The organism is Streptomyces sp. NBC_01334 (assembly GCF_035983595.1).
Lineage (GTDB): Bacteria > Actinomycetota > Actinomycetes > Streptomycetales > Streptomycetaceae > Streptomyces > Streptomyces coriariae.
On record NZ_CP130718.1, the window covers coordinates 2,216,262 to 2,230,305 of the forward strand.

At 69.4% G+C, this 14,044-nt stretch carries 9 protein-coding genes; 4 read left to right on the forward strand and 5 right to left on the reverse strand.

All coding sequences use genetic code 11. The features are described 5' to 3' along the window. Position 1 precedes the first annotated feature (1 nt). Positions 2 to 1,615, reverse strand: a complete 1,614-nt coding sequence (locus OG736_RS10075; protein WP_327182127.1) for a site-2 protease family protein — start codon at positions 1,613 to 1,615, stop codon at positions 2 to 4. A gap of 187 nt (positions 1,616 to 1,802) precedes the next feature. Between OG736_RS10075 and OG736_RS10080 the strand changes: the two genes are divergently transcribed. After that, the gene (locus OG736_RS10080) at positions 1,803 to 2,834 is read left to right on the forward strand and encodes a RecB family exonuclease (RefSeq protein WP_327182128.1); all 1,032 of its coding nucleotides are present in this window, start codon (positions 1,803 to 1,805) and stop codon (positions 2,832 to 2,834) included. 14 nt (positions 2,835 to 2,848) lie between these two features. Next, on the forward strand, positions 2,849 to 3,520 hold the full coding sequence (locus OG736_RS10085) for a response regulator (protein ID WP_020128315.1): 672 nt from the start codon (positions 2,849 to 2,851) through the stop codon (positions 3,518 to 3,520). Positions 3,521 to 3,621: 101 nt separating this feature from the next. On the opposite strand, the gene OG736_RS10090 is transcribed toward OG736_RS10085, so the two are convergent. The 4 genes from OG736_RS10090 to metH all read right to left on the reverse strand — a co-directional run bounded on the left by OG736_RS10090 (position 3,622) and on the right by metH (position 11,686). Next, complete coding sequence (locus OG736_RS10090) at positions 3,622 to 5,205, reverse strand: ABC transporter substrate-binding protein (RefSeq protein ID WP_327182129.1); 1,584 nt, start codon at positions 5,203 to 5,205, stop codon at positions 3,622 to 3,624. A gap of 64 nt (positions 5,206 to 5,269) precedes the next feature. Beyond that, entirely contained in the window at positions 5,270 to 6,877 is a 1,608-nt protein-coding gene (locus OG736_RS10095; RefSeq protein WP_020128313.1) for an ABC transporter substrate-binding protein, read from the reverse strand. A 478-nt stretch (positions 6,878 to 7,355) separates the two neighbouring features. After that, positions 7,356 to 8,054: an HAD family hydrolase gene (locus tag OG736_RS10100; RefSeq protein WP_327182130.1), complete on the reverse strand. Its 699-nt coding sequence runs from the start codon at positions 8,052 to 8,054 to the stop codon at positions 7,356 to 7,358. A 113-nt stretch (positions 8,055 to 8,167) separates the two neighbouring features. Continuing rightward, positions 8,168 to 11,686, reverse strand: a complete 3,519-nt coding sequence (metH, locus tag OG736_RS10105; protein WP_327182131.1) for a methionine synthase — start codon at positions 11,684 to 11,686, stop codon at positions 8,168 to 8,170. Positions 11,687 to 12,037: 351 nt separating this feature from the next. On the opposite strand from metH, the gene OG736_RS10110 reads away from it, so the two are divergent. Further along, on the forward strand, positions 12,038 to 12,802 hold the full coding sequence (locus tag OG736_RS10110) for an IclR family transcriptional regulator (RefSeq protein WP_314224154.1): 765 nt from the start codon (positions 12,038 to 12,040) through the stop codon (positions 12,800 to 12,802). A gap of 382 nt (positions 12,803 to 13,184) precedes the next feature. Then, complete coding sequence (locus OG736_RS10115) at positions 13,185 to 13,979, forward strand: MIP/aquaporin family protein (RefSeq protein ID WP_327182132.1); 795 nt, start codon at positions 13,185 to 13,187, stop codon at positions 13,977 to 13,979. Positions 13,980 to 14,044 lie beyond the last annotated feature (65 nt).

Genomic DNA, 14,044 nt, shown 5'->3' on the forward strand with positions numbered 1-14,044 from the left:
GCTAGGACGGCCTGGCCATGGCCTTGACGAAGGCGCGCTCGACGTCTGCGGCGGACAGGACGCCGAAGATCTCGCCGGTCTCCTCGACCACGAGGTACTCGGTGGCGGGGGTCGCGCGCAGGACGTCGAGGAGGTCCTCGCCCGCCAGCTCGGCGGAGACGCGCATGCCGTCGGTGAGGTCCTGCGCGAGGCCGCTGACGGCGACCCAGGGCCGGCGGTGTTCGGGCACCCCGACGATGGCGGCCTCGCGGACGAGGGAGAGGGGTTCGCCGTGGGCGTCGACGACGACGAGCGCGCGGGCTCCCGCGTCGTTGGCGCGGCGCAGGGCCTCGGAGAGGGGGGTGTGGGTCTCGACGGGGACGGCCCGCCGGGTGAGGGTGCGGGCGCGCAGCTCGGGGAGGTGTTCGCGCAGGCGGGCCATGCGCAGGCTGTTGCCGGCGCCGGTCCAGATGATCGCGGCGAGGATGGCCGCGAGGAGGGCGTCCGTGACGGTGTCCATGCCGACGCTGTCCTCGGCGCTGGAGCCGAGGGCGCCGGACTGGGTGAGCAGGGGAAGGCCGATGAGGACGGAGACGGCGAGGGCACGGCCGACCCAGGCGGCGGCGATGGTGCCGTTCATGGGCTTGCCGGTGAGCTTCCAGACGACGGCGCGGAGCATGCGGCCGCCGTCGAGCGGGAGGCCGGGCAGCAGGTTGAAGATCGCCACGATGAGGTTGGAGATCATCAGCCCGGCCAGCAGGACGCCCGGGACGGTACCGGGCTCCACGGGCTGCATGGCGAGGTAGAAGACGCCGGCGAGAACGAGGGAGAGCAGCGGGCCGACGAAGGCGAGCCAGAACTCCCGGCCGGGGGTCTCGGCCTCCTTCTCGATCTCGGAGACGCCGCCGAAGAACTGGAGCTGGATGCGGCGGACCGGGAGCTTGAAGCGCAGGGCCGCGATGGTGTGGGCGAGTTCGTGGATGAGCACGGAGGCGTAGAAGGCGACCGCGAAGAAGAGGGAGACGAGGTAGCGGAGGGCGCCGAGTTCGGGGAGTACGCGGTCGAGCTGGTTGCCGAACACCCAGGTGATGAGGGCGGCGACGAGGAACCAGCTGGGCGCGACGTAGACGGGGACGCCGAAGGGACGGCCCATGAGGAGTCCGCCGCGCGGCTGCTCCGGGGGGCGCTGGGGCGGAGGGCCCTTGGGGAGGGTCGGAACGGGGGCGGGGGCGAGAGGCGCCGGCTGCCCGGCCTCGGTTCCGGTCTCGGTTCCGGCCCCGATCTCGGTTCCGGCCCCGGTCTCGGTTCCGGCCCCGGTCTCGGTTCCGGCCCCGGTCTCGGTTCCGGTCCCGCTCTCGGTTTCGCTCTTGCTGTCCCCGTTCGCACCGGCCGTGTGGTGGTCGTCGCCGGGTGCCGGGGGCCCCTGGGGAGCGTCCCGGCCGTCGGCCGCGGCTTCGGCGGGCGCGACTTCGCTCGGCTCCGGTGCCTCGGGCGTGGTCGGCGCGGGTTGCGCGTCGGGGGTGCCGGGGTCAGGGGTCTGCGCGAGGTCGGTGGCCGGGGACGCAGGTGTCGCGGGGTGCTCGGCCGACTGTTCGTTGTCCGGCCGCGGCCGCCCGGTCCCGCCGCTTTCCACCACGGTGTCCCCTCGTCGAAGCGTCTCCCGCTCGTACAGGGCGGGAGGGTCTCGGACCGATGGTATGCGGCGGTCGTGACGTGTTCCGCCCCGGCACCCCCCGCGTTTCCCCGGTCGTCGCCGGTCTTCGGGGACGAGCCGGGTGCGCGGGCTGGGTGACTGTCAGTGGTGGGCCGTAAGGTCTGGGGTCATGGAGAGCAGCAGCGAGGGCGTCGCCCGGGTGGGCGACGGCGGTGTCGTGGAGGATCCGGCGCACACGGAGGCGAACGCCCCGGAGGCGGTCCTCCCGGGAGCGGTCGTCCGGGAGGCGGTCGTCCAGGAGACGGTCGTGCCGGAGGCGGTGGCGACGGCCGTCTCCGCCATAGCGCCCGCCTCGCTCTCGCCCTCACGGGCCGGTGACTTCATGCAGTGCCCGCTGCTGTACCGGTTCCGGGTGATCGACCGGCTGCCGGAGAAGCCCAGCCCTGCGGCCACGAAGGGCACGCTGGTGCACGCGGTCCTCGAGCGACTGTTCGACGCACCGGCCGCCGAGCGGACCGCGCCACGGGCCAAGTCGCTGATCCCGGGCCAGTGGGACCGGCTGCGGGAGACCCGGCCGGAGGTCCTGGAGCTGTTCGCCGACGATCCGGAGGGCGAGCGGCTGGCCGGCTGGCTGGTGGAGGCGGAGCGGCTGGTCGAGCGCTGGTTCACGCTGGAGGACCCGACGCGGCTGGAGCCCGCCGAGCGGGAGCTGTTCGTCGAGGCGGAGCTGGACTCGGGGCTGCGGCTGCGCGGGATCATCGACCGGGTCGATGTCGCGCCCACCGGCGAGGTGCGGATCGTCGACTACAAGACCGGCAAGGCGCCCCGGCCCGAGTACGCCGAGGGCGCGCTGTTCCAGATGAAGTTCTACGCCCTGGTCGTGTGGCGGCTGAAGAACGTCGTCCCGCGGCGGCTGCAACTCGTGTACCTGGGCAGTGGTGACGTGCTGACGTACGACCCGGTCCTGGCCGATCTGGAGCGGGTGGAGCGCAAGTTGCTCGCCCTGTGGGAAGCCATCCGGCTGGCGACGGAGACGGGCGAGTGGCGGCCCCGGCCGACCAAGCTGTGCGGCTGGTGCGACCACCAGGCGCACTGCCCGGAGTTCGGCGGCACTCCCCCGCCGTATCCGCTTCCCGTGACGCTGCCGGTGAGGGCGGCGGAGTCCGAGGGCGGGGCGCAGGGCAGAATGGGGCCGGGCTAAAGAAGGAGACATACGTGGCCATCCGCGTCCTACTGGTCGATGACCAGCCGCTGCTGCGTACCGGCTTCCGGATGATCCTGGAGGCCGAGCAGGATCTCGCGGTCGTCGGCGAGGCCGGAGACGGCCTCCAGGCTCTCGACCAGGTGCGGGCGTTGCAGCCCGATGTGGTGCTGATGGACATCCGCATGCCGCGGATGGACGGGGTGGAGGCGACCCGGCAGATCACCGGGCCGGGGCGGGACGGGCCGGCGAAGGTGCTGGTGCTGACCACCTTCGACCTCGACGAGTACGTGGTGGAGGCGCTGCGGGCCGGAGCGAGCGGGTTCCTGCTGAAGGACGCGCCCGCCAATGAACTGGTCCAGGCGATCCGGGTGGTGGCCTCGGGTGAGGCCATGCTGGCGCCGAGCATCACGCGTCGGCTGCTCGACAAGTACGCCACGCATCTGCCCTCCGGTGACGAGCCGGTGCCGGACACGCTGCACACGCTCACCGACCGTGAGGTGGAGGTGCTGAAGCTGGTGGCGCGCGGGCTGTCGAACGCCGAGATCGCCGCCGACCTCTTCGTCAGCGAGACCACCGTGAAGACGCACGTGGGTCACGTGCTGAACAAACTGGGGTTGCGCGACCGGGTGCAGGCCGCGGTGTACGCGTACGAGAGCGGTCTGGTGCGCCCCGGCGCGCAGTAGCACCGGAAGAACCGGAAGACCTGGGACAACAGAAGGACCTGGACGAGCAGGAAGGCGCCCCCCGGCCGGGGGGCGCCTTCCTGCGTGTGGCTGTCGGGTCGTCAGCTCTTGCTGAGTTCCCAGAAGCGGAACACCGTGGAGGCGTCCAGGCAGTTCTCCAGGCCGTAGACGTTCTCGCCGACGACCGCGTACTGCTTGGCCTGCCACAGGGGCAGCACGGGCACCTGCTCGGCGACGATGTTCTGGAGCTCGGCGTAGTCCGTGTCGGTCGCGGTGCGGTCGCTCTGCGCGGCGGTGCGCGGGATGAGCGTGCCGGTGATGGCGGTGTTGGCGTAGTTGTTGCTCAGCACGTTGCCCTTGCCGAAGAAGGGCGAGGTGAAGTTGTCGGCGTCCGGGTAGTCGGGCACCCAGCCCTTGACGTAGACGCCGTACTTGCCGGCGGCGACGTCCTTCTCGTACTGGCCGTAGGCGACGGAGCGGACGTCGGCGTCGAACAGACCGCTGGCGTTCAGCTGGGCCGCGATCGCCTTCAGTTCCTGGTCGGTGGCCGGGCCGTAGCGGGTCGGCGTGGACCAGAGGGTGAGCTTCACCTTGTCGGTGATGTCCTCGTCGGCGAGCGCGGCGGCGGCCGCGGCCCGGGAGGGGCGGGCACCGTAGCGGTCGAAGAAGGCGGTGTTGTGGCCCGCGATACCGGCCGGGATGATCGAGTAGAGAGGGTCGGCGGTGCCCTCGTAGACGTCCTTGATCAGGGATTCGCGGTCGATCAGGTGGGCGATGGCCTGGCGGACGCCGAGCTTTCCGGCGACCGGGTCGTCCATGTTGAACACGAGGTGCTGGACCTCGGCGCTGCTGCCCTCGACGACCTCGGCGCCCCCGTCGGCGGTGCTCTGCTGGATGTCGGAGACGTCGGCGGCGGTGAGGCCCCGGTAGGCGATGTCGATCTCGTTGCCGAGCAGGGCCTGCTTCAGGGCCTTCTGGTCGCCGCCGAAGAACTTCAGGGTGACGCCGGTGTTGTCGGCCTCGCCGGCGCTGCCCCGGTAGTTGTCGTTGACCGAGAAGACGGCCTCGTCGTCGCCGAAGGAGTCCAGCTTGTAGGGACCGGAGCCGACGGCGGCGCCGTCCTCGCGCAGGCTGTCGGCCTCGTACTCCTCGTGGTCGACGATGGAGCCGGCGCCCGAGGCGATCTTGCTGGGGAAGGTGGCGTCGGGGACCTTGAGCCGGAAGACGACCGTCTTGGCGTCGGGTGTCTCGACCTTGTCGAGCATGGGGAACATGATGGCCGGGCCGGCGGCGTCGTCGATCTTCAGCATGCGGTCGAAGGAGAACTTGACGTCCTCTGAGGTGAGCGCGTCACCGTTGCTGAACTTCAGGCCGTCCTTCAGCGTGCACGTGTAGACCTGGGTCCGCGTGTCCGTGAAGGAGCATTCCCGGGCCGCGTCCGGTTCGGGTTCGGTGCCGCCCTTGGGGAAGCTGAGCAGTGACTGGAAGACGTTGTTGAACAACAGCCAGGAGCCCGGGTCGTAGCCGGAGGCGGGGTCGGTGGCCAGAACGTCGTCGGACATTCCCAGGACCACGGAGGAGGCGTCGCCCCCGGAGCCCCCGCTCTGGGTGCCACAGCCGGTCAACAGGCCGGAGGCCAGTCCCGCCACGATCGGCAGGACTGGCCACTGGTTACGCATGTTCACAAAAAGCCTTGTCGTCGTTTCTCTGCACACCGGGGCCGCCGTCCCGGGCCCCGGAGGGGGTGCGTCAGTTGCTCACGCCGTGGCCGAGCTCCCACAGCTGAAGGGTCGCGGAGGAGTTCAGCACGTAGGCCGTGCCGGTGACGTCGTTGTTCGCGGCCACGTACTGCTTGCCCTGCCACAGCGGCAGGACCGGGACGTCCCTGGCGACGATGTCCTGGATCTCGGTCAGGTTCTTGGCGGCGCTGAGGCGGTCGGCCTCGCGGCGGGAGGCCGGGATCAGGTTGTCGATGATGTCCGCGTTGGAGTACGGGGACTTGAGGAAGTTGTCCTTGTCGAGGAACGGGGCGACGAAGTTGTCGGCGTCGGGGAAGTCGGGGAACCAGCCCATGCCGTAGACCGCGTACTCGCCCTTGCGCTCGGCCGGGACGAACGCGTCCCAGGCGGTGCCCTTGATGCTGACGTCGAACAGGCCGCTGTCGTTGAGCTGCTTCTGCAGCACCTCGAACTCCTGCTTGGTGGCCGGGCCGTAGTGGTCGGTCGTGTAGTTCAGCGTCAGCTTCACCGGGGTGGTGATGTCCGAGTCTTCCAACAGGGCCTTGGCCTTGGCGACGCTCGGGTCGCCGTAGGTGTTGAAGAACGAGTTGGAGTGGGCGGTGAGCGTGGCCGGGACCAGCGAGTAAAGGGGCTCGGCCTGGGAGCCGTACACCTCGGAGACGAGCGCGCTGCGGTTGATGACCTGGGCCATCGCCTGGCGCACGGCCTTGGACTTGACCGCCGGGTCGGTGGTGTCGAAGGCCAGGTAGCGGATCTCGAGGCCGTTCAGTTCGACGAGGCTGATGTCCCCGGTCGCGGAGGCCTCGGAGAGCTTCTGGATCTGCTCCGGCGACATGGTGCGGGTCATCAGGTCGATGTCGCCCTTTTCGAGAGCGGTGCCCATGTCGTCGGCGTCCTCGTACGAGACCATGTCGACCTGGTCGTTGTTCACACTCAGCGTCCCCTTGTAGTTGGGGTTCTTGGTGAACACGGCCTTCTTCATCTCGTCGCCGTCGGTCTCGGCCTTGAGGGTGTAGGGGCCGGACCCGTCGATCGAGAAGCCGTCGCGCAGCTTGTCCTTCTCGTAGTCGTCGGGGTTGACGATGCCGGCGACCGGAGTCGACAACTTGAAGGGGAAAGTGGCGTCGGCGGTCTTGAGGTGGAAGATGACTTCGTTGTCACCCTGCGTCTCGATGGTGTCGATCGTGGACAGCAGGGCGAACACGCCGGAGTCGGCCTTGATGGTGCGGGCGCGCTCGATGGAGAACTTGACGTCTTCGGCGGTGACCGCGTCGCCGTTCGCGAACTTGAGGCCGCTGCGCAGCTTGCAGGCGTAGCGCTCGTTGCCGGTGTCGGTGAAGCCGCAGCTCTGGGCCGCCTCCGGGACGGGTTCACCCTCGCCCTTGGGCTGGATCATCAGGGTCTGCACGGTCTGGCGCAGGATGTTCCAGGTGCCGACGTCGTAGGAGTACGCCGGGTCGAGCGGCGCCGGGGCGTCCTTGGTGACGGTGAACCGGTCGGTGGTGCCCATGACGATGGCGTCCCCACTGCCGCTACCGCCGTCGGACCCGCCGCAGGCGGCGAGTACGGGCGCGAGCAGACTGACCACGGCCGGCAGCACCAAAGTCTTGCGGTTCATGCTCGAGTTTCTCCAGAGCTGTCGAGTCCGTGTACCCGGCATGCAGGGGTGTCGCGGCGGATCACGGGGTTAGGGCGAGGTTCTCGCGATGAGATTAGTCCGCACCAGCACGAGGGTTCGCGGCCACCGGAGTTGAAACTCCATCACGCTGTGAAACCGGTCGCGGACGCACTGAACAATGATCAGTGGAAGGATTCGTACAGCCACCCATCAATCGGGACACAAGGACGCGCCCGAGCCCTCCCCGCCGGGGCGTCATGCACACGGAGAGTCAACTGTCGACCCCCGGACGGGTGGGGAACGTCACATGCGATACAGGGTTCGGGCAGAGCGGAATTCAGCCGCCGCCCGGGCCCTGCCGAAGATCGGAATTCCACCGCGCGTACACCCGCCGAATTCCTTGTTATCGGCGGTGCACGCTGGGTGAACGCCTATCGCATTTCCGTCATCGGCCGATCACCAATGATCGCTGTGCCGATCATCGGAGCGGCATCAGGTCCCGCAGAAATGCCAGGTCGACCTGTTCCAGCGAGGGGACGACGGTGCGCCCGCGGGACGGCGCGATCGGTGCCACGGAGGGCACCGCGACCACGTGACAGCCCGCCGCCTCGGCCGAGGCGACCCCGGTCGCGGTGTCCTCGATGACGGCGCATCTGGTGGGGTCCACGCCGAGTCCGGCGGCCGCGAACAGATAGGGGTCGGGGTACGGCTTGGTCCGCGGTACCTCGTCGCCGGCCACGCTCAGGCGGAAGTTGTCGGCGCCGAGCGAGGTGAGGACGCGGTCGATGATGCGCCGGTGGGAGGCGGAGACGAGGGCCGTGGGCACCTCGTGCTCGGCCAGCTCGGCAAGGAGCCGGGCGGCGCCCGGCATCAGGGGCAGGGCGCGGGTGATGCGGTCCTCGAACCCCTCGTTGAGCAGGACGGTGAGCGCGGCGAGGTCGATGTCGGCCCCGGTCGCCTCGATCAGGAACCCGGCGCTGCGGCTCATCGGGCCGCCGACCACGACATGGCGCCACGAGTCGTCGAGGGTGTGGCCCAGGCCGGCGAAGATCTCGACCTCGACGTCCCACCAGAAGCCCTCGGTGTCCACCAGGGTGCCGTCCATGTCGAGCAGCACGGCCTCCAGGGCGGAGCCCTCGGCCGTACGGGTTACTGGCGCGGGAACCGTACTGGTCATCCACATACCTCCTTGAGGGACGAGCAGGCCGGTTCCCCCAGTGGGGAACCGGCCTTCGGTGGACCGACCAGTGTACGACTTATCCGATCAGTGTGCTCAGTGGCACGCTTGCGTCACCGTGCGTTGAAGTACTTCGCCTCGGGGTGGTGGATCACGATGGCGTCCGTGGACTGTTCGGGGTGGAGCTGGAACTCCTCCGACAGGTGGACGCCGATCCGCTCGGGCCGGAGCAGCTCGGCGATCTTGGCGCGGTCCTCCAGGTCGGGGCAGGCGCCGTAGCCGAGGGAGAAGCGGGCGCCGCGGTACTTCAGGGCGAACATGTCCTCGACGTCGGCCGGGTCCTCGCCGGCGAAGCCGAGTTCGGAACGCACGCGCGCGTGCCAGTACTCGGCGAGGGCTTCGGCCAGCTGCACGGACAGGCCGTGCAGTTCGAGGTAGTCGCGGTAGGAGTTCGACTCGAACAGCCTCGCGGTCTCCTCGCCGATGCGGGAGCCGACGGTGACGACCTGGAAGCCGACGACGTCGGTCTCCCCCGACTCCTCCGGGCGGAAGAAGTCGGCCAGGCACAGACGGCGGCCGCGGCGCTGGCGGGGGAAGGTGAAGCGGGTGCGTTCGTTGCCCTGTTCGTCCAGGACGATCAGGTCGTCGTCCTTGGACACACAGGGGAAGTAGCCGTAGACGACGGCCGCCTCGAGGAGGTTGTCGGTCTGGAGCTTGTCCAGCAGGCCGCGCAGCCGGGGCCGGCCCTCGGTCTCGACGAGCTCCTCGTAACTCGGTCCGTCGCCGGTGCGGGCCTGCTTCAGGCCCCACTGACCCTTGAAGAGGGCGCCTTCGTCGAGCCAGGAGGCGTACTCCTTGAGCTGGATGCCCTTGATGACGCGGGTGCCCTCGAACGGCGGCTTCGGGACGGGGTTGTCGGTGGAGACGTCGGAACGGACGTGGCCCTCCTCCGGGCGTTCCTCGGTCTCGACGGCGGCGGCGCTCGGGCGGACCCGGCGCTGCTTCAGCTCCGGCAACTGCACTCCGGGCACACCCCGCTTGACGCCGATGAGGGCGTCCATCAGACGCAGGCCCTCGAAGGCGTCGCGGGCGTAGCGGACCTCGCCCTGGTAGATCTCGTGCAGGTCCTGTTCGACGTAGGCCCTGGTCAGGGCGGCGCCGCCGAGGATGACCGGGTAGTCGGCGGCCATCTTGCGCTGGTTCAGCTCCTGCAGGTTCTCCTTCATGATCACCGTGGATTTGACCAGCAGGCCCGACATGCCGATGACGTCGGCCCGGTGCTCCTCGGCGGCCTCCAGGATCGCGGAGACCGGCTGCTTGATGCCGAGGTTGACGACGTTGTAGCCGTTGTTGGACAAGATGATGTCGACGAGGTTCTTGCCGATGTCGTGGACGTCGCCGCGCACCGTGGCCAGCACGATGGTGCCCTTGCCCTCCGCGTCCGACTTCTCCATGTGCGGCTCGAGGTAGGCCACCGCGGTCTTCATGACCTCGGCGGACTGCAGCACGAACGGCAGCTGCATCTGGCCGGAACCGAACAGCTCACCGACCACCTTCATGCCGTCCAGGAGCGTGTCGTTGACGATGTCGAGGGCGGGGCGGGTCCGCAGGGCCTCGGCGAGGTCGGCGTCCAGGCCGTTCTTCTCGCCGTCGATGATCCGCCGCTTGAGACGCTCGTCCAGCGGCAGCGCCGCCAGCTCCTCCGCCTTGCCCGCCTTCAGCGACTTGGTGGTGGCACCCTCGAACAGCGCCATCAGCTTCTGCAGCGGGTCATAGCCCTCGGCCCGGCGGTCGTAGATCAGATCGAGGGCGGTGGTGACCTCTTCCTCGCTGAACCGGGCGATGGGCAGGATCTTCGACGCGTGCACGATCGCCGAGTCCAGGCCCGCCTTCACACACTCGTCGAGGAAGACCGAGTTGAGCAGGATCCGCGCGGCCGGGTTCAGACCGAAGGAGATGTTCGACAGGCCCAGGGTGGTCTGCACGTCGGGGCGGCGCCGCTTGAGCTCACGGATCGCCCCGATGGTGGCGATGCCGTCGCCCCGGGACTCCTCCTGACCGGTGCAGATCGTGAACGTCAGGGTGTCGATGAGGATGTCCGACTCCTGGATGCCCCAGTTCACCGTCAGGTCCTCGATGAGCCGCTCGGCGATGGCGACCTTCGTCTCGACCGTGCGGGCCTGGCCCTCCTCGTCGATGGTCAGCGCGATCAGCGCGGCACCGTGCTCCCGCGCCAGCTCCGTCACCTTGGCGAAACGCGACTCGGGGCCGTCACCGTCCTCGTAGTTGACGGAGTTGATGACCGCGCGGCCGCCGAGCCGCTCCAGACCCGCCCGGATGACCGGGACCTCCGTGGAGTCCAGGACGACCGGCAGCGTGGACGCCGTCGCGAACCGGCCCGCCAGCTCGTCCATGTCCGCGACACCGTCGCGGCCCACATAGTCCACGCACAGGTCGAGCATGTGCGCGCCCTCGCGGATCTGGTCCCGGGCCATCTCCACGCAGTCGTCCCAGCGGCCCTCCAGCATCGCCTCACGGAACTTCTTCGAACCGTTGGCGTTCGTCCGCTCACCGATCGCCATGTAGGCGGTGTCCTGCCGGAACGGCACCGTCTGGTACAGCGAGGCGGCGCCGGGCTCGGGCTGCGGCTGCCGCTCGGCGGGCGAGGCCCCCCGCACGCGCTCCACGAGCTGCCGCAGATGCTCGGGCGTCGTACCGCAGCAGCCGCCCACCAGGTTCAGCCCGTAGTCGCGCACGAAGGTGTCCTGGGCGTCGGCCAGGCCCTCGGCGTCGAGCGGGAAGTGCGCGCCGTCCTTGGTGAGGATCGGCAGACCGGCGTTGGGCATGCACAGCAGCGGGGTGCGGGAGTGGCGGGCCAGATAGCGCAGGTGCTCGCTCATCTCGGCGGGGCCCGTCGAGCAGTTCAGGCCGATCATGTCGATGCCGAGGGGCTCGAGGGCGGTCAGGGCCGCGCCGATCTCCGAGCCGAGGAGCATGGTGCCGGTCGTCTCGAACGCCATCGAGACCAGCAGGGGCACCTCGACGCCGGTCGCCTCCATGGCGCGCCGGGCGCCGAGAACGGAGGACTTGGTCTGCAGCAGGTCCTGCGTGGTCTCCACGATCAGGGCGTCCGCGCCGCCGGCCAGCAGACCCTCCGCGTTGGCCTGGAAGCCGTCGCGCAGGGTGCCGTAGGCGATGTGGCCGAGGGTGGGCAGCTTGGTGCCCGGGCCGATCGAGCCCAGCACCCAGCGCGTGCGTCCGTCGCGTCCGGCGAAGGCGTCGGCGGTCTCACGGGCGATACGGGCGCCCGCCTCGGACAGCTCGAACACCCGCTCGGAGATGTCGTACTCGGCCATGGCCGAGTGGTTTGCGCCGAACGTGTTGGTCTCGACGCAGTCCACGCCCGCGTCGAAGTACTCCTCGTGCACGGAGCGCACGATGTCCGGCCGGGTGACGTTGAGGATCTCGTTGCAGCCCTCGAGCTGCTCGAAGTCCTCGAGGGTGGGCTCCTGGGCCTGGAGCATGGTGCCCATGGCTCCGTCGGCCACCACCACGCGGGTGGCCAGCGCCTCTCGGAGCTCGGACACACGGGTCCGGCTGTCGGCGGAAGGGGTCGGCGGCACAGAGGCCATGAAAGGGCTCCCTCAGATGCGACGGCTGTCGGCTTTGCGTCACCTCAGGATGCGGGCAGAAAGCCTTCCCGAGACGAGCGCACGCCGTCAGGGTAGCCGGGACGGAGGCCTTATGGTCAGGGGCGTCCACGGGACGGACGCGCGTGGCGGCCTTTCACAGGGCGGCCACGAGCCGGGCACGACCGGAGCACGAGCGTGCGACGGCCGCGTCACTCCGTGGAGGCGAATGGCGTAACACGTATCGACCGAACATTAGCGAGAGGTCGGCATCGACCGGTAGTGTTCGACATTGCCGAACGGCGGCAGTTGATGCCGTGCGTGGACGGTCCAGGGGACGGAGGCAGGACGGCGATGGCACGGAACATCCAGTCGGTCGAACGTGCGGCCGCGATGCTGCGGCTGCTCGCCGGTGGCGAGCGGCGACTGGGCCTGTCGGACATCGCCTCGTCCACCGGCCTGGCCAAGGCCACCGCCCACGGCATCCTGCGCACCCTCCAGCAGGAGGGCTTCGTCGAGCAGGACGACGCCTCCGGGCGGTATCAGCTGGGCGCGGAGCTGCTGCGCCTGGGCACCACCTACCTGGACGTGCACGAGCTACGCGCGCGTGCCCTCGTATGGACGGACGACCTGGCCCGGTCCAGCGGCGAGAGCGTCCACCTGGGGGTGCTGCACCAGCAGGGTGTGCTGATCGTGCACCACGTCTTCCGGCCCGACGACAGCCGGCAGGTGCTGGAGATCGGGGCGATGCAGCCGCTGCACTCCACGGCCCTGGGCAAGGTGCTGGCGGCCTACGACCCGGTCGCGCACAGCGAGGTCCTGGAGGCCGAGCGCAAGCCGTTCACGGACCGCACGGTGTGCGAACCGGAGGCCTTCGAGCGGGTCCTCGACCTGACCCGCGCGCGGGGCTACGCGGCCGACGTCGAGGAGACCTGGGAGGGCGTCGCCTCCATCGCCGCGCCCATCCACGACCGGCGGCGCATGCCCGTGGGCGCGGTCGGCATCACCGGCGCGGTGGAGCGGCTGGGCCGGGACGGCGAGGTGCGCCCCGAGCTGATCGCCGCGGTACGGGACTGCGCCCGCGCGGTCTCGCGCGACCTGGGCGCCGGTCGTTTCTGAGCGGCCCACCGCTCGCACCTCCCCCTTTCTGAGAAGTACGTATGAGCAGGCCGGGACGTCCCTCGACGTTTCCGGCCTTCGTCATACGCGGAGATAGATGTTCGAAACGGTCAAAAAGTGCGAGTGCGTGCGCACTGGCGCGAAGATCGATAACTCGCAGCGATCAATAACGATCGCACTTTCGATAACAACACTCTTGACGCACACGTAACACCGCGGCAAGACTCCCGTCCATCGGTCGACATTGTCGAACACCTAACGGCAATACGCGCTAGAGTGTGACAACGCCAAAGGCCGGCATCGCTCTCACCCCCGAGGGCGCTCGAACCCCCGGCGGGACCCGGGGTTCGGCTTCCCTGGACGAAGGACAAAGGAGTCGCGGGTGTCCAGCTCCGACATCTTCATCGGCGAGACCATCGGTACCGCCATACTCATCCTGCTCGGCGGTGGCGTCTGCGCCGCCGTCACGCTGAAGGCCTCCAAGGCCCGTAACGCCGGCTGGCTCGCCATCACCTTCGGGTGGGGTTTCGCCGTTCTGACGGCTGTCTACACCTCGGCGCCCCTCTCGGGCGCCCATCTCAACCCTGCGGTCACCCTCGCGCTCGCCATCAAGGACGACGACTGGAGCAACGTTCCGGTCTACTGGGCCGGGCAGCTGCTCGGTGCCGCGATCGGCGCCACCCTGGTCTGGATCGCCTACTACGGCCAGTTCCACGCGCACCTCACCGACAAGGAGATCGTCGGCGAGCCGGAGGCGGAGACCGCGAAGGCCAAGTCGGTCGAGGCGCGGGAACAGGGCGCCGGCCCGGTCCTGGGCGTCTTCTCCACCGGCCCGGAGGTCCGGGTCGTCTGGCAGAACCTCGCCACGGAGATCATCGGCACCATCGTGCTCGTCCTCGCCGTGCTCACGCAGGGCCTGAACGACAAGGGCAACGGCCTCGGCAACCTGGGCGCACTGATCACCGCGCTGGTGGTCGTCTCGATCGGTCTGTCCCTCGGTGGCCCGACCGGTTACGCGATCAACCCGGCCCGTGACCTCGGTCCGCGCATCGTGCACGCCCTCCTGCCCCTGCCCAACAAGGGCGGCTCCGACTGGAGCTACGCCTGGATCCCGGTGGTCGGTCCGCTGATCGGCGGCGCGATCGCTGCGGGTATCTACAACGTCGCTTTTGCTTAAGAGCACCAGCCACACCGCGTAGTCAGCAGCGCCGTACAGACAGCCCCCTCACCACGGAAACCCAG